This window comes from Duganella fentianensis (genome assembly GCF_009857835.1).
Lineage (GTDB): Bacteria > Pseudomonadota > Gammaproteobacteria > Burkholderiales > Burkholderiaceae_D > Rugamonas > Rugamonas fentianensis.
Map to the genome: position 1 here is coordinate 365,449 of NZ_WWCL01000001.1, position 25,082 is coordinate 390,530.

A 25,082-nucleotide genomic window follows, 5' to 3' on the forward strand; every position below is an offset into this window, starting at 1 on the left:
ATATCGATCGCGCCATTGCGGCCCATTCCGCGCGGCGGATAGAGCACGCTAGTGCCGCGCAGGGACTACGGTACTGTCACAAATCAAGGGTGATGCGAGTGTGAATTTCAAGTGCGGTTGTTGCGCCACACTTTCGTTGATGAGCGGTCAAGTTTGGGCTGGTGCCTGCATTGCCAGCCCCAGGCCGGAAGGCTATTTTTTCTCGTCGTCGACGGAAAAATTCAGCGGCGGCGGTTCGCCGTCCTTGTGCTCTTCGGCTGCCGGTGCAGGACTGTCCAGCCGCAGTTCCAGCTGCTCCTTCATATCGACCTTTTTGCCCACGGTGACCAGCTGGGGGAAGCCTATGATCAGCGCCACCATCAGGATCTGGATCAGCACGAACGGGATGGCGCCCCAGTAGATATCGCTGGTTTTGACTTCCTTGGGCGCCACCGAGCGCAGATAGAACAGCGCAAAGCCGAATGGCGGGTGCATGAAGGAAGTCTGCATATTCACGCCCAGCAGCACGCCGAACCAGATCAGATCGATGCCCAGCTTGTCGGCCACGGGGCCTACCAGCGGCACCAGTATGAAGGCCAGCTCGAAGAAATCGAGGAAGAAGGCCAGTGCGAAGAACAGCAAATTCACCACGATCAGGAAGCCGGTGGCGCCGCCGGGCAGGGCGGACAGCAGGTGCTCCACCCACAGGTCGCCATTCACGCCACGGAATACCAGCGAGAACACGGTAGAGCCGATCAGGATGAATACCACGAAGCTGGATAAGCGGGTGGTGCTGTGCATGGCCTGCTTGGTCAGGTCCAGCGTCAGGCGCCGGTTGAACAGTGCCAGCAGCAGTGCGCCCATGGCGCCCATGCCGCCGCCTTCGGTCGGCGTGGCCAGACCGATGAAGATGGTGCCCAGCACGAGGAAGATCAGCGCCAGTGGCGGCACCATCACGAACACGACTTTTTCCGCCATGCGCGACAGCAGGCCCAGTTTGAACTGGCGGTTCAGCAGGGCGAACAGAAAGGCACCGACGATGCCGAGCGAAGCGGCGGCGATACCCAGTTCATCGCTGGCCATGGCCGGATGGCGCTCGCCCCAGTAGTGCGCGAACAGCCATGCGGCAGCAATCGCGCCCAGCACCAGTACCAGCAGCGAACGCACGCCGCTGTCGCCGTTGGGCTGGCGCAGGTTGCGCGCTTCCAGCGGCAGGGCCGGCACGGTGGCCGGCTTGAAGATGGACAGGGCCAGCACATAACTCGCATACAGGGCCGTCAGCAGCAGGCCGGGCGCGAAGGCGGCGCGGTACATATCGCCCACCGAGCGGCCCAGCTGGTCGGCCATCACGATCAGCACCAGCGAGGGCGGTATGATCTGCGCCAGCGTGCCGGATGCAGCGATTACACCGGCTGCCAGTTTGCGGTCATAGCCATAGCGCAGCATCACGGGTAGCGAAATCAGGCCCATCGAGATTACCGATGCGGCGACCACGCCGGTGGTGGCGGCCAGCAGGGCACCGACAAAAATCACCGCATAGGCCACGCCGCCACGGATAGGGCCGAATAGCTGACCTATGGTGTCGAGCAGGTCTTCCGCCATGCCTGAGCGTTCCAGTATCAGCCCCATGAAAGTAAAGAAGGGGATGGCCAGCAAGGTGTCGTTGGCCATGATGCCGAAGATGCGATTGGGCAGGGCCTGCAGCAGTTCCGGTTTCAGCAGCCCCAGTTCTATGCCCAGCAGGCCGAAACACAGGCCGTTGGCCGCCAGTGCAAACGCTACGGGAAAGCCCGACAGCAGGAACAGCACCAGTACCGCGAACATGATGGGGGCGAGATTCGCCGTCAGGAATGCTTCCATGAACTTCCTTTATGACGTGCTGGTTGGGCTAGGGATTCAATCGATGTGGTTGGCGGCCTTGATGGCAGCGATTTCTTCCTGCGGGTTGTGGGCCGTGCGGGTGAAGCTGCTATCGTCTATGCGTCCGGCCAGAAAGGCGATGCGCTTGATGATTTCGGCCAGCGTCTGCAGCACCAGCAGCAGAAAGCCCAGTGGCACCAGCAGCTTGGCGGGCCAGACGATCAGGCCACCGGCATTGGGCGACATTTCGCCGCTCTGCAGCGACAGCAGTGCATACGGTGTGCCGTAGTAAAGGATGAGCAGCGCAATCGGCAGCAGGAACAGGATGAAGCCCAGCAGGTCTATCCACACCTGCGTGCGGCGCGAAAAGCGGCTGGTGATGACGTCGATGCGCACATGCTCGTCGCGCTTGAGGGTGTAGGCGGCAGCCAGCATGAACATGGTGGCAAACAGATACCACTGGATCTCGAGCCAGGCGTTGGAACTGAGGCTGAAGGTGTAGCGCATCAGCGCATTGCCGCTGCAGATCATTACAGCAGCCAGCAAGGCCCAGCCCACGGCATGGGCGATGGCTTCGTTGAGTCGGTCGATGGCGCGGGCAAGCTTCATGAACATGAGAACTCCTCTACGTCCGGCAACGTCTCCGGCAGATACACCACGGTGGCGGCAGGGTAGCCAGCCAGTTTGATGGTTTCAGCCGCGCCGGACTATCCTGGTCCGGCGCGGCTGGGGCAGGGTTTAGCCAGCCAGCTGGGCGCGTACGCGCGCGATGGCTTTGCGTACCTGCGCCGGGGCAGTGCCGCCCACGTGGTCACGCGCTGCGACCGAGCCTTCCAGCGTCAGCACGGCGAACACGTCGTCGCCGATCAGCGGCGAGAAGGCACGCAGCTGTTCCAGTGTCATTTCGGCCAGATCGATCTTCAGGCCGTCGCAGGCGCGCACGGCGTGGGCCACGGCTTCGTGGGCGTCACGGAAAGGCAGACCTTTTTTCACCAGATAATCGGCCAGATCGGTGGCGGTGGCGTAGCCCTGCAGGGCAGCGGCACGCATGGCGTCCGGCTTGACGCTGATGCCGCCTGCCATGTCGGCAAAGATGCGCAGCGTATCGACTACCGTATCGACGGTGTCGAACAGCGGTTCCTTGTCTTCCTGATTGTCCTTGTTGTAGGCCAGCGGCTGGCCTTTCATCAGGGTCAGGAGGCCCATCAGGTGGCCGTACACACGGCCGGTCTTGCCACGGGCCAGTTCCGGCACGTCCGGATTTTTCTTCTGCGGCATGATGGACGAACCGGTGCAGAAGCGGTCGGCGATATCGATGAAGCCCACGCGTGGGCTCATCCAGATGATCAGCTCTTCCGACATGCGCGACACGTGGGTCATGATCAGCGAAGCGGCAGCAGTGAATTCGATGGCGAAGTCGCGGTCCGACACGGCATCCAGCGAGTTGTGGCAGACGTCGTCAAAGCCCAGCGTCTTGGCGACGCGCTCGCGGTCGATCGGGAAGGTGGTGCCGGCCAGTGCGGCGGCGCCCAGCGGCAGGCGGTTGACGCGTTTGCGGCAGTCCAGCATACGCTCGGCATCGCGGCCGAACATTTCGACATAGGCCAGCATGTGGTGGCCGAAGGTGATCGGCTGGGCTACCTGCATGTGGGTGAAGCCGGGCAGGATGGTGTCGGCGTTTTTCTCGGCCAGATCCACCAGCGCGCTGCGCAGCGAGTGCAGCAGGGCCAGCACATCGTCGATGGCGGAGCGCACGTACAGACGGATGTCGGTGGCTACCTGGTCGTTACGCGAACGGCCCGTGTGCAGGCGCTTGCCGGCATCGCCTACCAGTTCGGTCAGGCGTTTTTCGATATTCAGGTGCACATCTTCCAGATCGAGCAGCCACTCGAAGGTGCCGGCTTCGATTTCGGCGCTGATCTGTGCCATGCCGCGTTCGATTTCGGCGCGGTCTGCGGCGCTGATGATGCTCTGAGCGGCCAGCATTTCGGCGTGAGCCAGCGAACCCTGAATGTCGGCCTTGGCCATGCGGTTATCGAAGAAAACCGAGGCAGTGTAGCGTTTGACCAGATCGGAAACCGGTTCGTTGAAGCGGGCCGACCAGGCTTCGCTTTTCTTGGAAAGTTGTGCAGTCATAGTGGAAGCGTAAGGAGATGCAGGATTAATGTCAGCGGTGATTATAAACCGGGGCTGCTCAAAAATATGTCAACCTTGCGTTTTTGCCTACTAAAATCAGGCATCAACTGCGGTTTTTTGCAGTTTTTGCCTGATCGTGCCTCACTGCCAGTTCATCAGGCAGGGCGGTACCAGCATGGCCAGCGCCAGTGCAGCGTAGATCAGCTGCAGCGGTATCATCCACTTGGCCCAGGTAATCCAGGGGATGCGGGCCAGTGCCAGCACGCCGACCGTGATGCCCGAGGTGGGGATCATAGGCGTGGTCAGTTCGCCCAGCTGGAAAGCCAGAATCGCCGTCTGGCGCGTCACGCCCACCAGATCGGACAGCGGCGCCATGATGGGCATAGTCAGCGCAGCCTGACCGCTACCGGAGTGGATGAAGAAATTGATCACGGTCTGGATGCCGAACATTTTCCACGCCGCGAACACGGGCAGCGAGGACTGCACCAGCGGCATCAGGCCATGCAGCATGGTGTCGATGATGTGGGCATCGCGCGCGAGGATCATGGTGCCGCGCGCCAGCGCAATCACCAGCGCCGTGCCGACCAGATCGCGCGCGCCCTGTATGAAGCTCTCGACGATCTGGGTGGAATCGAGTTTGCCGACCAGACCGATGACGATGCCCATCACGAGGAACAGCGCGGCGATTTCATCGATATACCAGTCATAGCCCACCACGCCGCCTACCATGATGGCCAGCGCAGCGACGAAGATGGCCAGCACCAGCTTGTGGCGGCCCGTAATGCCGTGGAAATCACCCAGACCATGCGGCTGCTCCTTGCGTTTCTCCAAGTCCAGCGCATAGGTAGGGCTCAGTTGCGGATTCTTTTTGATGCGCGCCGCATACCACATCAGGAAAGCGATGGTGACGCCGGTGGCGATCACCCACACGATCAGACGGTAGCCCCAGCCCGAAAACACCGGCACCCCGGCGATGCCTTGCGCAATGCCGACGTTGAAAGGGTTGAGGAAGGCCGCGCCGAAGCCGACCTGCGAGCCGAGGAAGGGAATCGAAACGCCGGTGACCGTGTCATAGCCCAGCGCCAGTGCCAGCGGCACAAAGATCATCACGAAGGGGATGGCTTCTTCGTTCATGCCGAAGGTGGCGCCGCCTATCGAGAACATGGTGACGAACACGGGGATCAGCGCCTTCTGGATGAAGGGCGAGCTGTCATGCGCGCGCGCCAGCGCCTTGATCATGGCATCGACGGCTTCGGTCTTCTGCAGCACGGCGAAGGCGCCACCCACCACCAGCACGAAGCCGATGATCAGCGCCGCTTCCACAAAGCCCTTGATGGGCGCCTTGATCAGCGCCGTAAAGCCTTGCGGCACGCTGGGGATGTAGTGGAAGCTGGCCGGATCGATCAGCTGCTTGCCGTTGACCAGATGGGTATCGTATTTGCCGCCCGGGACCAGCCAGGTTGCCGCGGCAATCAGCGCGAGGATGATGAACAGCAGGACGAAAGTATGCGGCAGCTTGAGTTTCTTTTTGCTGCCCGAGGCGGCATGGTTGCTAGGAGTGCTCATGGGCGGGCTTTCTTATTGGCTCAGCAGATCGCCGGCGCGGTAAGCGGTGGCACCGGCGATTTTGCCGATGTTCATGCCACGGATCACATGGCGGTGCGCGCTGCGGGCAAAGAACACCCCGGCCACGCCGGCATGGATCACGGTGGTTTCGCCGCTGACGGGATCGATGATGTCGGCAATCGCATCGCCTGCTGCCACACGCTCGCCCAGTTCGCGCGTGTAGACCAGAATGCCGGGGTGCGGTGCATACAGCGGTTCCACGCCTTCCAGCGGCGTGGCTTCACACAGCGGCGCAGGCAGCACGCGGGCGGCCGCTTCGGCGGCGGCATCGGCTGCCAGCACCACACCATTCAGCATGAGGAACTGCAGCAGGCCGGCTGCATCCTTCTGCGCCAGCGCGTAGCTCACTTCCTGTTCGCCGCGCAGCTCCACCGTGGTGGACACGCAGGCCGGCGGTATCGGGTAGCGTCCTTCGAAGTGGCGCTCCAGATCCCACCATAGGCGGCTGCAGGCTTCGTCGAACGGTTCGCCACCAGCCTGATAGGCCAGCAGCACGGCCTGCGCGCCCATGATGGCCGACAGCGGCGCGATGGCTGTGGCCAGCGGCGTTCCCGCATAGATGTGCAGCGCCGCCTCGTTATCGCAATGCAGATCGAGCACGATGTCGGCATCGACGGCCATGGTCATCAGGATTTTCTTCAGCGCTTCCGCATCCGTGGCCGGATGCCAGGTGGCGATGGAGGTGCGCGCGTGGGCACGGATCAGCGCCACGTTGGCGTCGGCATCCTGCCCCAGCAGGCCGGCCAGCGAGGCTTTCAGGTCGTCTGCCACGTGCTTGTAGGCGCGGTTGAAGTTGATACCGGTGGTCAGATCAAATCGGCCGAAGGCGGCGCCGTGGATGGCCTGCGCCAGCCCGATGGGATTCGCGGCCGGCACCAGGATCACTTCGCCCTGCAGGCGGCCCGCCGCTTCCAGCGCGATCAGCTCCTTGCGCAGGAACTGCGCCACCAGCATGCCCGGCACTTCGTCGGCGTGCAGCGAGGCTTGTATATACACTTTTTTGCCGCTGCCCGGCGTGCCGAAATGCAGACTGGTCAGCTGGTAATGGGCGTTGCTGTGAGCGCCAGAGATGGGGTGTTGGTGAACTTGCATGATGGCCTGGTCTACGCCTATGAATAATTCGACAAAGATTGAGTATGTAGCACTATTTTCACAAAGTAAATGTACATATGCGGAATCTGCACGGGCTTTCTTGAGTTTTAGTCATGATGTGCGTACAGTTAGTTTAATGTAATTATTTCTTCAACTGAGAGAGCAAATAACATGGGTGCAGCACGCAAATTGCAGGTTTCGAATATGGCGCTGGCGGTCAAACTGGCGCTGGGAGTGGGGGCCGTGGCCGGCCTGATACAGCAGGTACAGGCGCAGGAGGCGGCGGTCAGCGCCGTGCCGGTGCCCAAGGTGGAGATCACCGGTTCGGCCATCCGCCGCATCGAATCCGAAACCGCACTGCCGGTGCAGGTCATCACCCGTGAAGAAATCGACAAGGCTGGCGTGACCACTGCGTCCGAACTGATGGCGCGGGTATCGGCCAACGTGGGCGGCCTGACCGATGGCGCCAGCATCAACGTCGGCGGCGACCAGCGCGGCTTCAATAGCGCCAATCTGCGCGGCATCGGTACCTCGTCCACGCTGGTGCTGCTGAACGGCCGCCGCATGGCCAACTTTGCTTCGCCCGGCGACGATACGGGCGTGGACCTGAACAACATCCCGGCCGCTGCCATCCAGCGCGTGGAAGTGCTGCTGGACGGTGCTTCGGCGCTGTACGGCACGGACGCTATCGGCGGTGTGATCAACTTCATCACCCGCAAGGACTTCCAGGGGCTGGAACTGAATGCCTACGGTAACAAGACGCAGGAAGGTGGCGCCGGCAAGCGTACGGCCAGCCTGAGTGCCGGTACCGGTGATCTGGGCCGCGATGGTTACAACGTCTTCGCCGTGGTGGACGTGCAGCGCACGGGCGCACTGAATACCTCGCAGCGTAAATTCATCGATGATCTGCATATCGCCGAACGCCTGCCGCACCTGCTGTCCGGCTATACTAGCCCGGCCAATATCCGCCTGACCGGCGCCCAGTTTGACTACCTGCAGGACCATGGTTTCACCATTAACGGTAAGCCTATCACCGGCCGCACCATCAACCTGTCGCAGCCGAACTGCGCACCGCCGGCCAATCTGTACCTGCCTAAAGGTACCGGCGGGGCGGATGCCTGCACCTACAACTACATGGGCGACACCGAGCTGTATCCGAAGTCGGACAAGGTCAACCTGCTGTCGCGCGGCGTGCTGCAACTCAATCCGGACAACCAGCTGTTTGCCGAAGTGGCGCTGAGCCGCTCCAAGACTTATTACGTCGGTTCCTCGGCGCGGGTGACGGGCGCGATCAATTACAAACGCATTCCGGAACTGGCCAAATATGTGCTGGATTCGGATGTCGCCAGTGCGGACGACGATACGGTGGGCGATGTTACGCTGCGTATGCGCCTGAATGAAGCGGGCCGCCGTACCAGCGAACTGACCAGCGAAAGCCAGCGCATCGTGCTGGGCCTGACGGGAAGTGCCGGCGGCTGGGACTACGACGTGGGCCTGAACCACAGCGTCAACACCATCAAGGACAAGGACACCCACGGCTACGTGCTGTACGACAAACTGTTGAAGGGCATCTACGATGGCCTGATCAATCCGTTCGGCCCGTCCAGCGCGGCCGGCGTCGCCCTGCTCGATTCCATCCAGGTGAACGACGATGTGCGCCATGCCCGCGGGGTGATGGATTCGATCGACTTCAAGGTTTCGCATGCGCTGGGCGCACTGGGTGGCGGTGATGCTGCCATGGCGGTCGGTGGCGAAGTGCGCCACGAACGCACGGATTTCACCCCGTCGGCGCTGCTGATGAGCGATAACATCAACAATGACTTCGCACCGGAAGGCGGCCGCCCGACCAGCGACAAGCGCAGCGTGCAGGCTATCTATGGCGAACTGCTGCTGCCGTTCACCAAGCAGCTGCAGGCACAGGTATCGGCCCGTTACGACCACTATCAGGTAGTGGGCGGTGCCGCCAGCCCGAAAGTGGGCCTGAGCTACACCCCGACCAAGACCATGCTGTTCCGCGCTTCGGCCGGCCGCGGCTTCCGCGCACCGTCGATGTCGGATCTGTACCGTCCTACGGTGTTCAGCAGCACGGCAACCCTGCCTGACCCTGTGTACTGCGCCACCGTGGATAACAATTACGCCGATTGTGCCGACGCCTGGAATACTCGTCGCTATTCGAACGACAAGCTGAAACCGGAACATAGCCGCCAGTACTCGCTGGGCATGGTGCTGGAGCCGGTGAAAAATGCTTCGCTCTCGCTTGACTACTGGAACATCAAGCGCACCGACCTGATAGGCGAAATCGGTGATGACGTCATCCTTGGCAATCTGGCCAAATACGGTAATCTGGTGCATCGCGATGAAGACGGTATGATCGACTACATCGAAATGCGCAAGGAAAACCGTGGTGCGCAGCTTGCCTCCGGTCTGGATCTGACCATCGATTACCGCGGCGTGCAGACGGCAATGGGCCGCTTCGGCGGCCACCTGTCCGGCACCTATGTGCTGCAATCGAAGGTTCAGAACAATGTAGGTGACGCCTACCTGAGCAATCTGGGCCGCTTTGTCACCGATAGCGTGGTACAGCGCTGGCGCCATACCATCACCTTCGACTGGGATAAAGGCCCGTTCTCGGCCAGCCTGTCGAATACCTATTCGAGCGGCTATGATGACCAGAATACCGCGATCAACACGGGCGATGGTTCGGTGGTGGCAAAAAACCGCGTAAAAGCCTACTCGCTGTGGGATCTGTCGGGCGCATGGCAGGTGAACAAGGCACTGAAACTGCGTGCCGGCGTGCAGAATCTGCTGGATACGGCGCCGCCGTACTCGAATCAGGCCTTCTACTTCATCTCCGGCTATGATCCGACCTACACTGATCCACGTGGTCGTCGCTTCTTCGCCACTGCTAATTACGCGTTCAAATAATGTAACGTAATGATGCATTAAGCCAGACAGGCCAATTGATTGGTATGATCTGCGCTACGACGGCGCCGCGCGTGAGTGCGGCGCCGGTTTTACTAGGAAGGGCTACATGAATTTCTCAGGTTTTACGCTACTGCGAGTGCTTTTGCTATGGCTGCTGCTATGCGGTGCCAGTGTGCAGGCGGCACAGGTAGCGGTCAGCACGCCGGCCGCCAAAGCGCCGGCAGGCAAGCCGCAGCAGGCTGCAAAAAGCTCGAGCAAGCCGGCTAAAGCGGTGCCACCGCCCAAACCGGTGCTGGCACCACCGGCCGGCAATCTGGTTATCATTGGCGGCGGCCTGCGGGCCGACAACGCCGAAGTCTGGCAGCGCATTGTTCAACTGGCAGGCGGCAAGGGCGCCCGTATCGGCGTGTTCGGCTCGGCCTCGATCAATCCCGAGCAGTCGGCCCAGAACACCATCAACAAACTCAATCAGTACGGCGCGCAGGCCTTCTTCATTCCACTCGGTGTGACGCTGCCGAATAGCGACTACCGCAAGGCGGCGGAAGATCCTGAAGTGGTGGCGGCCATCCATTCGGCCACCGGTATCTATTTCACCGGCGGCGATCAGGCGCGCATCACCCGGGCGCTGGTGCGACCCGACGGCAAGCATACGGCAGCACTTGATGCGGTGTGGGATGTGTACCGCGATGGTGGCGTGGTGGCCGGTTCCAGTGCGGGTGCCGCCATCATGAGTACCACCATGTTCTATGACGCCAAGAGCACACTGGAAATGCTCAAGCAGGGTGTCACGGAAGGGAACGAGATTTCGGCCGGACTGGGTTTCATCGGTGACGACGTGTTCGTCGACCAGCACCTGCTGGTGCGCGGCCGCTTTGCCCGCATGATCCCTGTGATGCTGAAGAAGGGTTATCAGATCGGTCTGGGCATCGATGAGAACACCGCCATGGTGGTCAACGCCAGGCGCGATGTGGAAATCATCGGCTATAGCGGCGCGCTGCTGCTGGACCTGTCGGCGGCGATTACCGACCGTGGCATCAAGGGCTTCAACATCAGCAATGCCACCATCAGCTATCTGGACCGGGGCGACAAGTTCAATCTGGTGACGCGCGAATTTACTCCGTCGCCGGACAAGGCCGACAACAAGCTCGATCCCAACCAGCCGGAAACCCGCGAACCCGTGTTCACCAACGATATTCTGGGCAATAACGCGGTGCTTGATCTGATGGTCAACCTGATCGACAACGCCCAGCAGGAAGCCATAGGCATCGCCTTCGGCAATCCGCGCGACGCTTACCCAGATATCGGTTTCGAGTTCAGGTTTAGTAAAACTATCAACAGCGTCGGTTATAGCTCGACCGAAGTGGAGGCTTACTCCGTGCTGAAACTGCGTATGGATGTGCGGCCGATACAGTTACAGGCGCCGCTCTACCGCTACCGCTAGCAGCGGGCAGAAAATCAGGTATATTGAAGGGATGGCGTGTCATGCGCCATCCCTTTTTCTTTGCGGAGGCGGCAATGCGCGGGGCGGACAAATGGTGGCACAGAGTAGCGCAGGCAGCACTGATGCTGGCCGTGCCGTTCGGCGCAGCGCAGGCTGCAGCGGATGCGCCCAAGGGCTCGCTGGTCATCATAGGCGGTAATCTGCAGGCCGATAACGCCGAAGTCTGGCAGCGCATCGTCCAGCTGGCCGGTGGCCCCGGTGCCCGGCTGGCGGTGCTGCCCTCTGCAGCGGCTGATCCGGCGCCCGCGGGCGCTGCCATCGTCGAGCGCTTCCGCGCCTATGGCGCCGATGCGTTTCTGGTGCCGCTGGCCGTCAAGCTGGCCGATAGCGATTACCGTCAGGTGGCCGACGATCCGCAGCTGGCCGAAGCCGTGCGCAGCGCGGGCGGCGTGTTCTTTGCCGGTGGCGATCAGGCCCGCATCACGCAGGCGCTGGTGCGGCCGGATGGCAGCCGCAGCGCCGTGCTGGAAGCCGTGTGGGAGCTATACCGCAATGGCGGTGTGGTGGCCGGTAATAGCGCCGGTGCCGCCATCATGAGCAGCACCATGTTCTATGCCCCCGGCCCCGTGTTTTCCGCGCTGCGCGCCGGCGTGACGGACGGCCGCGAAATCGCGCCGGGACTGGGCTTTATCGGCGACGATGTGTTCGTCGACCAGCACTTCCTCGTGCGCGGACGATTTGCCCGCATGATCCCCGCCATGCTCAAGAAGGGTTATAAATTCGGTCTGGGCATCGATGAGAACACGGCCATGGTGGTGGACAGCCGCCGTCAGGTGGAGATTGTCGGCCACCGTGGTGCGCTGCTGGTCGATCTGCGCCGCGCCACCACGGATGCCAGCCATGGCGGCTTCAATGTGGCCAATGCCATGATCAGCTATCTGGACAAGGGCGACCGCTACGATCTGGCCAGTCACACCTTCATTCCTTCGCAGGCCAAGGCCGGCGGCAAGCTCGATGCCCGTGCCGTGCAGATGGCGCAGCCCGTGTTTTCGGCCGATATACTGGCGCGCAATGCGCTGGTGGAGCTGATGGAAAACCTGATCAACAACCGCCGCAGCGAAGCCATAGGCATCGCCACCAGCGGCCGCAATTCGCCGCTGCCGGAGCTGGGCTTCCAGTTCACTTTCAGTAAAACGCGCGATAGCGTGGGCTATGCCTCGGCCGCGCTGCAAAGCTATTCCATCCTGAATATGCGGCTCGATATCCGTCCGCTCGATATCGGCCAGTCGCTGCTGCAAAAGAACTAGCATGCGGGCATGCTGCTGCGCAGCGGGCCGGATTAGAATGATGGCCTGCCACATTTACTCCGATAGGAAGATCATGCCCCTGTTTGCTTCCCGCACGCCGCTGCGTGCTCTGGTCAGTGCGCTGGCGCTGGCTTGCGGCCTGACCGCACTGGTTCCCTTGACTGCCCAAGCTGCGGCCAGTGCCGCCGCCGTTGCTGCCGCTTCCGTCAAAGCTGTGCAGCCGGCCACCGTGCGGGTCGACTATATGCATAGCGGGAATGCACTGAACGAGAACTACGCGCTCGAACGGGTCGTGATCGAACCGCTGCCATGGCCGGGCGATGTGCGGCGCGCCATCGACGATACCAACCGTGGCAACAACATGCTCGAAGTGGTGGACAGCAAGACGGGCGAACTGCTGTACTCGCGCGGCTTCTCCACCGTGTTTGCCGAGTGGCGCACCACCGAAGAAGCGCAGCATGCCAATCGCGGTTTTCAGGAATCGGTGCGCTTTCCCAAACCGGACCGTCCGGTGCGGGTGCGCATCCTCAAGCGCGATGACCGTAATGCCTTCTCGGTGGTGTGGACTGCCGAAATCGATAGCGATGCTATGGATGTCGTGCGCAAGCTGCCAGCTGCGCCGGTGAAGCCGATCGCGATCCGCGTCAACGGCCCGTCGCCGCAGAAGGTCGATCTGCTGATAGTCGGCGATGGCTACACCGCTGCCGAGATGCCGAAGTTCGAAGCCAGTGCGCGCAAGCTGGCTGATCACCTGTTCGCCACCTCGCCTTTCAAGGAGCGCGCCAGCGACTTCAATGTGTGGGCACTGGCCTTGCCGACGGCGGAATCGGGCGTGTCGCGCCCATCGACGGGCGTGCACCATGCTTCGCCACTGGGCACGCGCTACGATATTTTCGGCAGCGAGCGCTATGTGCTGACCACCGATAACCGCGCCCTGCGCGAGCTGGCACAGTATGCGCCTTACGAATTCATCGAAATTCTGGTGAATAACGAGACCTATGGCGGTGGCGGCATTTTCGGCCAGTTCAGCACGGCGGCAGCGAATAATGACTGGGCCAACTATCTGTTCGTGCACGAATTCGGCCACCACTTCGCCGGGCTGGCCGACGAGTACTACACCTCGCCGGTGGCTTATCAGTCGGGTACTGCCCGTCCCGAACCATGGGAGCCGAATGCCACGGCGCTGCGTGATCCGGACCATATCAAGTGGAAGCGCTTCGTCGCGGCCGGCACGCCGCTGCCGACGCCATGGCCTAAGCAGACTTATGAAACGGCCTCGCGCGCCTACCAGAAGGAGCGTGCTGCCCTGCGTGCTGCGCAGCGTCCGGAAGCGGAAATGAGTGCGCTGTTCAAAAAAGATCTGGCCGAAAGCACGGCGCTGTTCACGCCCGATCCGCACTACCACTCGGTAGGCGCGTTCGAAGGTGCCAACTATGAAGCGAGCGGTTACTACCGCCCGCAGATGCAGTGCATCATGTTCGACCGCAGCGAGAAGTTCTGCGCCGTGTGTGCCGATGCGATCAGCACCATCATCGATCTGTATTCGCGTCCGCCAGCGCAGTAATTCAGCGGACCCGTGGTGCAACTGGAGTGGCCTGAATTCTCAGGCTGCTCTATGCAGTGATTTCGGCGACAGGGCACTGCGCCAGTAGCCGCGCCACTTCGGCGGAAAGGCCGGCAATATCGAACCCGAGCACAAAAGTCTCGATCGACGAGCCGAAGGACCGCTTACGCAGCCCTGTGCCAAGGTAGTCTTCGAGCTTGTTTATACTCAGCTTCCATTCCCCGGTTTCCGGCGGCGGGCCGCCATAGAAGACCGGACCGTTCTGTTTGCAGCCTGTCCATTTGACTTCTATACCGCTGCGGACAGCTATTTTTAATTGCACTGTATTCCTGACAGGTTTCTGGGATCAGGAGCGCTTGCTGCTGACGATTTCGGCTAGCAGCTCCGGCGGAATCGGCTGGCCGGTGGAACTGATGTGGCGTATGGTTTCGTGCAGCAGGTTGAGGCGGGTAACCTTGATCACTGCCCACGCAATAATGCTGGCGATGGGTATCAGGAGGGCAATCACGGGTATCAGTACTGGCGACATATCGGTAAGTGAGCTCATAGTTATCCTTCGATGATGGGGGGCGGCCGGGAGTTGATTATTTCAATATCCTACATGGCAACTTCAGCCGGTACCAGTGCTCGCTGGCGGGCGCGATTCAGCCACAGGCATCGGCGTTGGCAAATTTATCGGAGCGCGTCCAGCCACTCTTACCGGCACTGTTACGGATCTGCTTCCACCAGACCATCCTGGCCTGTTCGGCGTTGATGGTGGGCAGGCTGCCCAGTTCCAGACTGCTGCGATAGACTTTGCCCTGATACCAGAACAGAAAAGCGCCTTCGCCCAGTGGCGCCAGCAGGTACACGATGTCGCCCGGTTTCAGCGACAGCTGCGGCCCGTCTTTGCCATCGAGATAGCCATCCTGCATGGCGCTGGCGATGCGTATTCTGGCAGCTTTTTGCGTGACCACGACACCCGTCAGGGCAGTGGCTTTTTCGTCGCGTCGCAGGCTGAATGCCAGCGCCGAACCGGCTTTGCGGTCCTGATAGACGGGGATATTGTCGGTGGCCGTCCAGTCGCGATAGGTGCAGCATTCGAAAGGACAGACGCCCCAGTTTTCATACTGCGCCGGTGGCGCTCTGCGTGCCGGTGCGGCCGGTGCTGCCGGCGCGCTGGTGCTGAATACACTGGCCGCAGCCAGAAGTAGGGCAGCGCAATCAAGTCGTTTCATTTTCCTGCTCCTGAATAATCAGCTTTTGGCAGAGCCGCTAAGCACAATCTTCTCCCTTGGGCGCATCAGTTCAGTCGTCAGCGGACCGGCCGGTTTTCCTGAGAAACCGGCCATACCTGTTAGGATAGCATTATTGCCTAATTTGAAATGCGTAAATTCTCACCTGCAGCCCTTAGCGCTGCTGGCTAAGGGCTGCAATTGCGGGGCGGGGCGCCTAGACGATAGGCGTCAGTGTGGAGGGCTTGAGTTTGGTGGCCAGTGCCTTGCCTTTACGGGCGCGCTTGCCGAAGTGGACGGCCAGCGCCGATGCCGACAGGCGTTCTTCCTGCGGCTTGGCGCCACGGCCTATGCCGGACACGATCACACCTTTCTGGCTGATAGGCTGGGCCGCGATCAGGGTTTCCTTGTCTTCCAGCTCCATCAGGATTACGCCACGGCCACCGTTGGTCAGCACCTTCATTTCGTCCAGACCGAATACCAGTACGCGCGCATTGGCCGACAGTACCGCCACGGCGCTGGCCGTATCGGGAATCACGGCCGGTGGCAACGGCGTCGCGCCTTCGTCGAGTGTGATGTAGTTCTTGCCGCCCTTGATGCGGCTGACCATATCGCCAGCCTTGGCCACGAAGCCGAAGCCGGCGCTGGTGGTCAGCATCATCTGGGTGCTGCCGCTACCGGCGAAGTAATGCAGGATGCGGGTGCCGCTGGCCAGATCGATCAGGGTAGTAATCGGCACGCCGTCGCCACGCGCGTTCGGCAGTGCTGCCACCGGCACGGAGTAGATCTTGCCGTTGCTGCCGAAGGCCAGCAGGTGGTCTACCGTGCGGCATTCGAAAGCGCCATACAGGCTGTCGCCTGCCTTGAAGGTGAACTGGGCCGAGTCATGGCCGATGCCGCTGCGCGCGCGTATCCAGCCTTTTTCCGAAATGATGACGGTGACCGGCTCGTCCACCACCTTCTGTTCCACCACGGCTTTCTGGGCTTCTTCGATCAGGGTACGGCGCGCATCGCCATACTGCTTGGTGTCCGTTTCGATTTCCTTGATGATGGCGCGCTTCATCGAGTTCGGGTTGTCCAGCAGGTCCTGCAGGATGCCTTTTTCCTTGCGCAGTTCGGCCAGCTCCTGCTGGATCTTGATGGCTTCCAGACGGGCCAGCTGGCGCAAGCGGATTTCCAGAATATCCTCGGCCTGAATTTCCGACAGACGGAAACGTTCCATCAGCGCCGCTTTCGGTTCGTCCGAATTACGGATGATGTGGATGACTTCATCGATATTCAGCAGAATCGTCTCGCGGCCTTCCAGAATATGGATGCGCGCATCGACCTTGCCCAGCTTGTACTGGCTGCGGCGGGTCACGGTGGCGAAGCGGAAGGTAATCCACTCCTGCAGGATTTCGGTCAGACCCTTCTGGCGCGGACGGCCATCGCCGCCTATCATCACCAGATTGATGGAGGCCGACGATTCCAGCGAGGTATGCGCCAGCAACAGCAGCATGAATTCGGTCTGGTCCTGATTCTTCGACTTCGGTTCGAACACCAGACGCACAGGCGCAGCGCGGCCCGATTCGTCGCGGATGGTATCGAGCGAATTGAGGATCAGCGACTTCAGCGCCAGCTGTTCCGGCGACAGCGTCTTCTTACCCAGTTTGATTTTCGGGTTGGTCAGTTCTTCGATTTCTTCCAGTACCTTCTGGGCCGACGTACCGGGCGGCAGTTCCGTCACCACGGCCTGCCACTGGCCGCGTGCCAGCTCTTCGATCTTCCAGCGTGCCCGCACCTTCATGCTGCCACGGCCGGTGGCGTACATATCGCTGATCTGCGAGGCAGGCGTGATGATCTGGCCACCGCCGGGGAAGTCCGGACCGGGGATCAGTTCCATCAGTTCGCTGTGGCTGATCTTCGGGTTCTTGATCATGGCCACCGTGGCCTGCGCCACTTCGGTCAGATTGTGCGACGGGATTTCCGTCGCCAGACCGACAGCAATACCGGAGGCGCCGTTCAGCAGCACCATAGGCAGGCGCGCTGGCAGCAGCGACGGTTCTTCCGTCGAGCCGTCGTAGTTGGCCTGGAATTCCACCGTGCCCAGATTGATTTCGTCCAGCAGCACCTTGGCAATCGGCGTCAGACGGGCTTCGGTGTATCGCATGGCTGCGGCACCGTCGCCGTCGCGCGAGCCGAAGTTACCCTGACCGTCGATCAGCGGATAGCGCAGCGAGAAGTCCTGCGCCATACGCACCATGGCGTCGTACACGGACTGGTCGCCGTGCGGGTGCAGCTTACCGAGCACGTCACCCACCACGGTTGCCGACTTGCGCGGCTTGGCGGTGGAGTTCAGGCCCATTTCGTTCATCGCGTACAGAATGCGGCGCTGTACCGGCTTCTGGCCGTCGCATACGTCGGGCAGGGCGCGGCCCTTGACCACCGAGATGGCGTAATCGAGATAGGCGCGTTCTGCGAAGGTGGACAGGGTCAGGGAGTCGCCGCCATCGCCACCGTCGCCGTTGCCGAACACGCCGTTGTCTTCGCCGCCATTGCCACCATCACCGCCACCATTACCGCTGCTGTCGTCGTCACCGCCGCCATTTCCGCCAGCGCCAGCGTCGCCGCTTTGGTCATCACCATTACCGTGGCCACCATTGCTGGCGTCGGCCACGCCGCTTTCCAGTGCGCTGTCGCTGCTGTCGTCCTCGGCCAGCGCTACTGCGCTGCTGCCTTCGAACAGATCGCCTTCTGCGGCAGCAGGTGCTGCCGCGGCTTTGTGGGCAGGCGCGCCGGCCGTGCTGGCGGACGTGCTGCTGTTTGCGGCCGGCTCGTTGGCCGGTTCGTCAAAGAGATTTGCTTGAGTCATGATCAGTAATAGTTAGATATCGGCGTCGGCTTCGTTACCATGTTCTTCGATCCATGCGCGACGGGCAGCGGCTTCGCCTTTACCCATCAGCATATTGAAGCGGGACGAAGCTTCCGTCAGGCCGAAGCCCCCCAGCGCGACCGGCAGCAGACGGCGCGTATCGGGATTCATGGTGGTTTCCCACAGCTGTTCGGCGTTCATTTCACCCAGACCTTTGAAGCGCGAGATCGACCATGCGCCTTCTTTCAGGCCATCCTTGCGCAGCTTGTCTTCGATGGCGGTCAGTTCGCCGTCATCGAGTGCATACAGCTTCTGGATAGGCTTCTTGCCGCGTGCCGGTGCATCCACACGGTATAGCGGCGGACGGGCGATGCAGATATTCCCGTTGGCGATCAGTGCAGGGAAGTGGCGGAAGAACAGTGTCAGCAGCAGCACCTGTATGTGCGAGCCGTCCACGTCCGCATCGGAGAGGATGCAGATTTTGCCATAGCGCAGACCGCTCAGGTCCGGCGTGCTGGTGGCCGTGTGCGGATCGACGCCGATCGCCACGGCGATGTCGTGAATCTCGTTGTTGGCAAACAGACGGTCGCGGTCGGTCTCCCACGAGTTCAGCACCTTGCCGCGCAGCGGCAGAATGGCCTGGAATTCCTTGTCGCGGCCCATCTTGGCCGAGCCGCCTGCCGAATCACCCTCGACGAGGAATAGTTCGGTGCGGGTCACGTCGGACGATTCGCAATCCGTCAGCTTGCCCGGCAAAACTGCCACGCCCGAGGATTTTTTCTTTTCGACTTTCTGCAGCGAGCGCAGACGCGATTGCGCCTGTTTGATCACCAGTTCGGCCAGCTTCTTGCCGTGGTCAACGTGCTGGTTGAGCCACAGTTCCAGTGCCGGCTTGGAGAAGGTCGAGACCAGACGCACGGCATCGCGCGAGTTCAGACGTTCCTTGGTCTGGCCCTGGAATTGCGGGTCCAGCACTTTGGCCGACAGCACGAAAGAGACGCGGGCAAACACGTCTTCCGGCAGCAGCTTGACGCCTTTCGGCAGCAGCGAGTGCAGTTCGACGAAGCTCTTCACGGCGCCATACAGACCGTCGCGCAGGCCCGATTCGTGGGTGCCGCCGCTGACAGTAGGGATCAGGTTGACGTAGGATTCGCGCACGATGGCGCCTTCTTCGGTCCACGCCACCACCCATGCCGCGCCTTCGCCTTCGGCAAAGCCTTCCGCGTCGGGACCGGCGAACTGCGCGCCCTCGAACAGGGGAATCAGGGTTTCGCCGTTGCCCGTCTGGGCCAGCGTTTCGGTCAGATAGCCGCGCAGGCCGTCGTCGTATTTCCACGTCTGCGATTCGCCCGTCTTGCCGTTGTTCAGCGTGACGGAAACGCCGGGCAGCAGCACGGCCTTGGAGCGCAGCAGGCGTTGCAGCTCGACTTGCGAGATATTCGGCGAATCGAAGTATTTACCATCGGGCCATGCCGTGACGCGGGTACCGGATTTCTTGCCGTCGCGCGGCGCTACCACGGAAGCCAGCGGTTCCACCACGTCGCCATGTTCGAAAGCCAGCTTGTGCAGGCCGGTGCCGTCCGGCTCCTTGCGCCATACGGTGATCTCCAGCCGCTTGGACAGCGCATTGGTGACCGATACGCCAACGCCGTGCAGACCGCCGGAGAAGGCATAGGCGCCGCCCGAACCTTTGTCGAACTTGCCGCCCGCGTGCAAACGGGTGAAGACGATTTCCACCGTCGGCACACCTTCATCGGGATGCAGGCCGACGGGAATACCACGGCCATCATCCTCTACCGTGATGCTGCCGTCGGCATTCTGCGTGACGATAATATTCTTGCAATGGCCACCGAGCGCTTCGTCGGAGGCATTGTCTATGACTTCCTGAATGATGTGCAGCGGGTTCTCGGTGCGGGTGTACATGCCCGGACGTTGCTTGACTGGTTCCAGTCCCTTGAGGACGCGGATAGAGGATTCGCTATAGTCGGAAACGGGTTTTTTAGTGGCCATACGTGATCAAGCTGATAATTTAATTACTGTGTTTATATACAGTTTTGTGCGAACGTTTGCGTATTCTATCCTCAACTGACGTCAATCGCGGCAAAAAATCGGTGCGCGCTAATTTATACACGATGTTTACGGGGCGGCGATACCTTTTTAGGCCGTTTTTACGACGCTCCCGCTAAGCTGTTTGCATGCCTAGCCACAGTTTAGAGGGGGAACGATGCACGCTTTTTTCCACACCAGACCGGCCCAGCGTCCTTCGATATGGCGCAAACCGGCGCCAGCGGCGCTGCGCTTGATGCACATGACGGTCGATACGGCCGCGCTGTCCACCCTGCGCCAGACGGTGATACAGGTCTGTGGCGATGCCCTGCAATTCATGCGCATCGAAGCCTGTGAGCATGGCGCGCGCATGAAAGTCTGGTTATGCGTCACCGAAACGCTAGTCCGGCATATTATGGAAACCGTCATGCAGCGCCTGCCGGCGGCGGAATTTGGCCGCTGCACCGTGCTGCCAGCGCATGCTGCATCGGGGGAGTCCGTATGATCGTCGCGATTGCCGGGCAGGGGGACGCGCCCGCCCGCACCTTGCTTGCCTTGAATCTGGCTTTGCTGCGCGCCCGCGCCGGACGCCGTGTGCTGTTGCTGGAAGCAGACCCGCAGCAAGCCGTCAGCCGCTGGGCGCAGCAGCGCCAGGGCGATGGCCTCAAGCCCAGGCTGCTGCAGCAGACCATACTCGGCGGTGAGCTAGGCGTGCGCATAGCGCCGTTGCAGCGCAGCTGCCACGATATTGTGCTGCACACGGAAGGCTGTGACAGTCCTGCCAGCCGGGCGGCTCTGATAGCGGCTGCTACGGTGGTAGTCCCCATACGTGCCGATCAGGTGGATCTGGGCCGCCACTACCCTTTGATTGCCCGTCTCAATGCGGCGCGCATGTTCAACCCCCGTTTGCGGGTGCTGTTTGTAATCATAGGCGATGGCGGTGCTCCCGCCAGGGCCGAGCTGGCCGCCATCCGCAATTACGTCAGCCACGTGATGGCGGCCAGTCTGGCCCATACCGTATTGCATGCCGATGCGCTGGGCGGGCCGGATGCCCAGTGTGTTTGCGAGGTGCCCGAGCGTGCCCCCCATGCGGCCGCAGAAATGAAAGAGCTGTACCGCGAAGTCTTCGTGGTTCATCGCCTTGCCGTTGCTGCCTGAAGCGCCATCCCGCGCCCGCGGGATGGTGTGCAGCACTATTCCACTGATACGCCGTGGAACACCTGACGGTAGAGATAGCGTACTTCCGGCGCACACAATACCTGCTCACTCTCTTGATCTGCGCGTACCCGGGTACTGTGGCGGGTATGGTAGCCGCCTTGTTCATCAAGCACCCATTGTTCGGCCAATCGGGCCGGCGCCAGTTGCGCAACAAACACCAGAATACTGCCCACTTCCCGCGCACTCAGGTTGCGCGTGCCATGTGCCACCGAGACCAGTACGCGGGCTGTGGGATTGAGGCGGATGGCCGCGTGCACTCTGGCGAGCAGTGTGCCTGGCTGGCGCTGTTGTAGTTCATCCGGCGTTATCAGAACGATGATCACGCTGGCCATGGAAAGCGCCAGTGCTTCGGCATCGCCGCTGATGGTGCCGCTAGCGATCACGATGTCGTCATAGGGCACACGGGGGCGCATGCCATGCGGGCGGCGCGAGGTAAGCAGTAGTACGTGGCGCCCTTCGTATAGACGTAGCAGGGCCAGTTGCTGGGCGAGATCGGTGGCTGCGCCGGCATCAGCGCTGATGAGAGCAATAATCACGATGCCTCCTTAGTGCTGTGAACCCGCACCGGCAGCAAGACAGGGCAAGGCTGGCGCAAGCGGGTAGGCGTGCATTCCGTAACACCATGAGGCGGTAATTTCGGCATACGATTTTCCGGTAGTGGTAATACCGCCCAGCTTAGGACGCCGCCTGTAAAGATGTTCTAAATATTTGCCTGCGCACTGTAAATTCCGCATAAACGGGGCATGCCAGGGCAGCGCGCTGAACCGAGCAGAAACGTGCTGTTTACGCTTTGTTTACAGTACGGCGCCAAGTCTTTACACCAACTTTAGACCCTCCCCGATAACCTGCTGCCTACACCCGATACCGGGTATTGAACGCATCGTTACTACAGAGGGGAAATCATGAAACACGTATTACTCGCTACCGCGATTCTGGCCGCTTGCGCCAGCACCACTGCCCGTGCCGACGAGGCCGCGCCTGCCGTCAAGCCTGACCATGAAACCAGCTTCAATGCCGCTGTCGTCAGCGATTACCGCTATCGCGGCATTTCGCAAACCCGCCTCAAGCCTGCGCTGCAGGGCGGCTTCGACTACACCAACAATCCCACCGGCGTGTATGCCGGCACCTGGCTGTCGACCATCAAATGGACCAAGGATGCCGGCGGCGACGGCAGCATCGAATGGGATCTGTATGCAGGCAAGCGTGGCAGCTTGAGCGACGATCTGGCCTATGACGTGGGTGTGCTGGGCTATTTGTATGCGAATAATGGCCTGGGTCACGTGGCCGGCATGGCCAATGCGAATACCACGGAAATCTATGGCCAGCTGGGCTATGGTCCCGTCTATCTCAAATACTCGCACGCTGTGACGAATCTGTTCGGTTACGCTGACAGCAAGAACAGTGGCTATCTGGATCTGGGCGCCAACTTTGATCTGGGCGACGGTCTGAGCGCCAATCTGCATGCGGGCCGGCAGAAGGTGCGCGGCAACGACGCGGCCAGTTATACCGACTGGAAACTGGGCGTCACCAAGGACTTCGGCGTCGCCACGGTGGCACTGGCATGGGTTGCGACCAACGCCAGCAGCACCGCCTACGCTTCGCCAGCGAATGGCAAGTTCCTCGGTAAGAACGCCTTGCTGCTGAGTGTCAGCAAGACCTTCTAAGCCTCGCAGCGGGGCGGATTCCGGCGTTTTTTACACTTTGTTTACACCCGCCCCGCCAGTCTTTACAAAATCTTTAGATCAGGCTCGCTAATCTTGCAGCTATCGCAAAACGAGCTTTGAAGGGGAAACCATGGACGTTCTGTATATAGGTTTATTGCTGGCATTTTTGGCCAGCATTATCGGCTTTGCCGGCGCGTGCGCGCGGCTGGAGGACAAACAATGAACAGCTTTTATGTGATCGGTGCGCTGACGGCCGCCGGCCTGCTGGTGTATCTGGTGCTGGCATTGCTGAAAGCGGAGGATCTCTGATATGAGCACGCAATCGGTTGTACTGCTAGTCGTATTCCTGCTGGTGCTACTGGCACTGGCTTATCCGCTGGGCATAGTGCTGACCCGCGTGGGACAGGGCGCTGCGGTGCCGGGCCTGAGCTGGCTGGGCAAGGTCGAACATCTGCTATACCGCATGGCCGGTGTGCAGACCAAGGATGGCATGGCCGTGGGCCAGAGCTGGAAGGCGTTTGCCATTTCGCTGATGCTGTTTAATAGCCTGGGGGCGCTGTTCGTCTATGCACTGCAGCGCTTGCAGCAATGGCTGCCGCTCAATCCGCAGGCACTGCCTAACGTCTCGCCGGATTCGGCCTTCAATACCGCCATCAGCTTTGTTGCCAATACCAACTGGCAGGGCTATAGCGGTGAGCAGACCATGAGCTACCTGACCCAGATGCTGGCGCTGACTTGTCAGAACTTCTTCTCGGCGGCCACCGGCATCGCCGTGGCGTTTGCCCTGATCCGCGGTTTCGCGGCCCGCTCGGCCAGCTCTATCGGTAATTTCTGGGCCGATGTGACACGCGCTACCCTGTATGTGCTGCTGCCGCTGTCGCTAGTGTTTGCCGTATTCCTTGGCAGCCAGGGCGTGATCCAGAACTTTTCTGCCTATCAGGAAGTGAGCTTGCTTGATCCCGTCACTTACACCCAGCCTAAAACGGGGCCTGATGGCCAGCCGCTGCTGGACGCCCAGGGCCAGCCTGTCACGGAAACTCTTACCACGGACAAGCAGATCATCGCCATGGGGCCGGTCGCTTCTCAGGAAGCCATCAAGATGCTGGGCACCAATGGCGGTGGCTTCTTTAACGCTAACTCGGCACATCCCTACGAAAATCCTACGGCGCTGAGCAACTTCTTTCAGATGATCGCTATCTTCATCATTCCGGCCGCGCTGTGCTTCAGCTTTGGCCGCATGGTAGGCGACCGGCGTCAGGGCTGGGCAGTGCTAGCGGCCATGACTACCTTGTTCACAGTAATGACGCTGGTGGTGATGAGTTCTGAACAGCAGGCCCACCCTGTGCTACAGGCGCTCAATGTGGACCAGAACATAAGTATGCTGCAGTCGGGCGGCTATATGGAAGGCAAGGAGACCCGTTTCGGCATCAGTGCTTCCACGCTGTTCGCGGCGGTAACTACGGCAGCATCCTGCGGCGCCGTGAATGCCATGCACGACTCCTTCCTGCCGCTGGGCGGCATGGTGCCCATGCTGCTGATCCAGTTCGGCGAAGTGATTTTCGGCGGCGTCGGCTCCGGCCTGTACGGCATGCTGATCTTCGCCATCATGGCAGTGTTCATCGCCGGCCTGATGATAGGCCGTACGCCTGAATATCTGGGCAAGAAGATCCAGTCGTATGAAATGAAGATGACTTCGATCGCGATACTGGTAACGCCCACGCTGGTGCTGGCAGGTACTGCCATCGCTGTGCTGTGCGACGCGGGCAAGGCCGGTATCGCCAACCCCGGTGCACATGGCTTCTCGGAGATTCTGTATGCCTTCAGTTCGGCGGCCAATAACAACGGCAGCGCCTTCGCCGGTCTGTCGGCTAATACGCCGTTCTACAACCTTATGCTGGGCATCGCCATGTGGTTCGGTCGCTTCGCCATGATTATTCCGATACTGGCCATCGCCGGTTCGCTGGCGCGCAAGCAGCGGCTGGAAGTCAATGCCGGCACCATGCCTACCCACGGCCCGATTTTTATCGGCCTGCTGATTGCAGTGGTAACACTGGTCGGCGTGCTCAATTACGTGCCGGCGCTGGCGCTCGGCCCCGTGGTCGAACACTTGCAGCTGTTCGTGCATTAAGAGGAGTTCAAGATGTCTAATATTCCCGCAT

Annotated in this window: 20 protein-coding genes; 9 read left to right on the plus strand and 11 right to left on the minus strand. The window is 60.9% G+C overall.

Translation table 11 applies throughout. The annotated features are described in order from the left end of the window. Positions 1 to 192: 192 nt before the first annotated feature. The 5 genes from GTP23_RS01685 to GTP23_RS01705 form a co-directional block, all read right to left on the minus strand. Positions 193 to 1,839 (minus strand): TRAP transporter large permease, encoded by a 1,647-nt coding sequence (locus GTP23_RS01685; protein WP_161033594.1) that lies wholly within the window; start codon positions 1,837 to 1,839, stop codon positions 193 to 195. 36 nt (positions 1,840 to 1,875) lie between these two features. Beyond that, positions 1,876 to 2,448 (minus strand): TRAP transporter small permease subunit, encoded by a 573-nt coding sequence (locus tag GTP23_RS01690; protein ID WP_161034584.1) that lies wholly within the window; start codon positions 2,446 to 2,448, stop codon positions 1,876 to 1,878. A gap of 129 nt (positions 2,449 to 2,577) precedes the next feature. Beyond that, the gene (gene argH / locus GTP23_RS01695) at positions 2,578 to 3,975 is read right to left on the minus strand and encodes an argininosuccinate lyase (RefSeq protein ID WP_161033595.1); all 1,398 of its coding nucleotides are present in this window, start codon (positions 3,973 to 3,975) and stop codon (positions 2,578 to 2,580) included. 141 nt (positions 3,976 to 4,116) lie between these two features. Then, entirely contained in the window at positions 4,117 to 5,541 is a 1,425-nt protein-coding gene (locus tag GTP23_RS01700; protein ID WP_161033596.1) for a YfcC family protein, read from the minus strand. A gap of 12 nt (positions 5,542 to 5,553) precedes the next feature. After that, on the minus strand, positions 5,554 to 6,693 hold the full coding sequence (locus GTP23_RS01705; protein ID WP_161033597.1) for a succinylglutamate desuccinylase/aspartoacylase family protein: 1,140 nt from the start codon (positions 6,691 to 6,693) through the stop codon (positions 5,554 to 5,556). A 171-nt stretch (positions 6,694 to 6,864) separates the two neighbouring features. Between GTP23_RS01705 and GTP23_RS01710 the strand changes: the two genes are divergently transcribed. The 4 genes from GTP23_RS01710 to GTP23_RS01725 all read left to right on the plus strand — a co-directional run bounded on the left by GTP23_RS01710 (position 6,865) and on the right by GTP23_RS01725 (position 13,930). Continuing rightward, complete coding sequence (locus tag GTP23_RS01710) at positions 6,865 to 9,618, plus strand: TonB-dependent receptor (RefSeq protein WP_161033598.1); 2,754 nt, start codon at positions 6,865 to 6,867, stop codon at positions 9,616 to 9,618. Positions 9,619 to 9,724: 106 nt separating this feature from the next. After that, on the plus strand, positions 9,725 to 11,059 hold the full coding sequence (locus tag GTP23_RS01715; protein ID WP_161033599.1) for a cyanophycinase: 1,335 nt from the start codon (positions 9,725 to 9,727) through the stop codon (positions 11,057 to 11,059). 74 nt (positions 11,060 to 11,133) lie between these two features. Further along, positions 11,134 to 12,366 carry a cyanophycinase gene (locus GTP23_RS01720; RefSeq protein WP_229255888.1) on the plus strand — a complete coding sequence of 411 codons (1,233 nt, stop codon included), beginning with the start codon at positions 11,134 to 11,136 and terminating at the stop codon, positions 12,364 to 12,366. Positions 12,367 to 12,439: 73 nt separating this feature from the next. Continuing rightward, positions 12,440 to 13,930 (plus strand): IgA Peptidase M64, encoded by a 1,491-nt coding sequence (locus tag GTP23_RS01725; protein WP_161033600.1) that lies wholly within the window; start codon positions 12,440 to 12,442, stop codon positions 13,928 to 13,930. Between the two features lie 49 nt (positions 13,931 to 13,979). Here GTP23_RS01725 and GTP23_RS01730 read toward each other — a convergent pair whose 3' ends face one another. From GTP23_RS01730 to GTP23_RS01750, 5 genes are all read right to left on the minus strand, one after another. Beyond that, entirely contained in the window at positions 13,980 to 14,252 is a 273-nt protein-coding gene (locus tag GTP23_RS01730; protein ID WP_161033601.1) for a hypothetical protein, read from the minus strand. Positions 14,253 to 14,276: 24 nt separating this feature from the next. After that, a complete protein-coding gene (locus GTP23_RS01735) occupies positions 14,277 to 14,477 on the minus strand; it encodes a hypothetical protein (protein ID WP_161033602.1) in 201 nt (66 codons plus the stop codon). A 97-nt stretch (positions 14,478 to 14,574) separates the two neighbouring features. Next, positions 14,575 to 15,147 (minus strand): hydrogenase expression/formation protein, encoded by a 573-nt coding sequence (locus GTP23_RS01740; RefSeq protein WP_161033603.1) that lies wholly within the window; start codon positions 15,145 to 15,147, stop codon positions 14,575 to 14,577. A 214-nt stretch (positions 15,148 to 15,361) separates the two neighbouring features. Next, positions 15,362 to 17,995 (minus strand): DNA topoisomerase IV subunit A, encoded by a 2,634-nt coding sequence (parC, locus tag GTP23_RS01745; RefSeq protein ID WP_229255889.1) that lies wholly within the window; start codon positions 17,993 to 17,995, stop codon positions 15,362 to 15,364. Positions 17,996 to 18,007: 12 nt separating this feature from the next. Then, entirely contained in the window at positions 18,008 to 20,005 is a 1,998-nt protein-coding gene (locus GTP23_RS01750; protein ID WP_161033604.1) for a DNA topoisomerase IV subunit B, read from the minus strand. Positions 20,006 to 20,219: 214 nt separating this feature from the next. On the opposite strand from GTP23_RS01750, the gene GTP23_RS01755 reads away from it, so the two are divergent. Further along, positions 20,220 to 20,546: a hypothetical protein gene (locus GTP23_RS01755; protein ID WP_161033605.1), complete on the plus strand. Its 327-nt coding sequence runs from the start codon at positions 20,220 to 20,222 to the stop codon at positions 20,544 to 20,546. Continuing rightward, on the plus strand, positions 20,543 to 21,199 hold the full coding sequence (locus GTP23_RS01760; RefSeq protein WP_161033606.1) for a ParA family partition ATPase: 657 nt from the start codon (positions 20,543 to 20,545) through the stop codon (positions 21,197 to 21,199). Before GTP23_RS01755 ends, GTP23_RS01760 begins: the two co-directional genes overlap by 4 nt. Positions 21,200 to 21,234: 35 nt before the next feature. Here the strand turns inward: GTP23_RS01760 and GTP23_RS01765 are convergent, their stop codons facing one another. Further along, positions 21,235 to 21,795 carry a hypothetical protein gene (locus tag GTP23_RS01765; protein WP_161033607.1) on the minus strand — a complete coding sequence of 187 codons (561 nt, stop codon included), beginning with the start codon at positions 21,793 to 21,795 and terminating at the stop codon, positions 21,235 to 21,237. 366 nt (positions 21,796 to 22,161) lie between these two features. On the opposite strand from GTP23_RS01765, the gene GTP23_RS01770 reads away from it, so the two are divergent. The 3 genes from GTP23_RS01770 (at position 22,162) to kdpA (ending at position 25,051) form a co-directional block, all read left to right on the plus strand. Further along, positions 22,162 to 22,923 (plus strand): TorF family putative porin, encoded by a 762-nt coding sequence (locus GTP23_RS01770; RefSeq protein WP_161033608.1) that lies wholly within the window; start codon positions 22,162 to 22,164, stop codon positions 22,921 to 22,923. Positions 22,924 to 23,142: 219 nt separating this feature from the next. Beyond that, complete coding sequence (locus GTP23_RS01775; protein WP_161033609.1) at positions 23,143 to 23,232, plus strand: potassium-transporting ATPase subunit F; 90 nt, start codon at positions 23,143 to 23,145, stop codon at positions 23,230 to 23,232. A gap of 1 nt (position 23,233) precedes the next feature. After that, positions 23,234 to 25,051, plus strand: coding sequence for a potassium-transporting ATPase subunit KdpA (kdpA, locus tag GTP23_RS01780; RefSeq protein WP_161033610.1), 1,818 nt, complete (start codon positions 23,234 to 23,236; stop codon positions 25,049 to 25,051). The last annotated feature ends 31 nt before the right edge of the window (positions 25,052 to 25,082 follow it).

Bases quoted from the DNA above. Each gene is read 5' to 3' on its own strand.
- GTP23_RS01685 (WP_161033594.1), bottom strand. From the start codon at position 1,839: ATGGAAGCATTCCTGACGGCGAATCTCGCCCCCATCATGTTCGCGGTA.
- GTP23_RS01690 (WP_161034584.1), bottom strand. From the start codon at position 2,448: ATGAAGCTTGCCCGCGCCATCGACCGACTCAACGAAGCCATCGCCCAT.
- argH (WP_161033595.1), bottom strand. From the start codon at position 3,975: ATGACTGCACAACTTTCCAAGAAAAGCGAAGCCTGGTCGGCCCGCTTC.
- GTP23_RS01700 (WP_161033596.1), bottom strand. From the start codon at position 5,541: ATGAGCACTCCTAGCAACCATGCCGCCTCGGGCAGCAAAAAGAAACTC.
- GTP23_RS01705 (WP_161033597.1), bottom strand. From the start codon at position 6,693: ATGCAAGTTCACCAACACCCCATCTCTGGCGCTCACAGCAACGCCCAT.
- GTP23_RS01710 (WP_161033598.1), top strand. From the start codon at position 6,865: ATGGGTGCAGCACGCAAATTGCAGGTTTCGAATATGGCGCTGGCGGTC.
- GTP23_RS01715 (WP_161033599.1), top strand. From the start codon at position 9,725: ATGAATTTCTCAGGTTTTACGCTACTGCGAGTGCTTTTGCTATGGCTG.
- GTP23_RS01720 (WP_229255888.1), top strand. From the start codon at position 11,134: ATGCGCGGGGCGGACAAATGGTGGCACAGAGTAGCGCAGGCAGCACTG.
- GTP23_RS01725 (WP_161033600.1), top strand. From the start codon at position 12,440: ATGCCCCTGTTTGCTTCCCGCACGCCGCTGCGTGCTCTGGTCAGTGCG.
- GTP23_RS01735 (WP_161033602.1), bottom strand. From the start codon at position 14,477: ATGAGCTCACTTACCGATATGTCGCCAGTACTGATACCCGTGATTGCC.
- GTP23_RS01740 (WP_161033603.1), bottom strand. From the start codon at position 15,147: ATGAAACGACTTGATTGCGCTGCCCTACTTCTGGCTGCGGCCAGTGTA.
- parC (WP_229255889.1), bottom strand. From the start codon at position 17,995: ATGACTCAAGCAAATCTCTTTGACGAACCGGCCAACGAGCCGGCCGCA.
- GTP23_RS01750 (WP_161033604.1), bottom strand. From the start codon at position 20,005: ATGGCCACTAAAAAACCCGTTTCCGACTATAGCGAATCCTCTATCCGC.
- GTP23_RS01755 (WP_161033605.1), top strand. From the start codon at position 20,220: ATGCACGCTTTTTTCCACACCAGACCGGCCCAGCGTCCTTCGATATGG.
- GTP23_RS01760 (WP_161033606.1), top strand. From the start codon at position 20,543: ATGATCGTCGCGATTGCCGGGCAGGGGGACGCGCCCGCCCGCACCTTG.
- GTP23_RS01770 (WP_161033608.1), top strand. From the start codon at position 22,162: ATGAAACACGTATTACTCGCTACCGCGATTCTGGCCGCTTGCGCCAGC.
- GTP23_RS01775 (WP_161033609.1), top strand. From the start codon at position 23,143: ATGAACAGCTTTTATGTGATCGGTGCGCTGACGGCCGCCGGCCTGCTG.
- kdpA (WP_161033610.1), top strand. From the start codon at position 23,234: ATGAGCACGCAATCGGTTGTACTGCTAGTCGTATTCCTGCTGGTGCTA.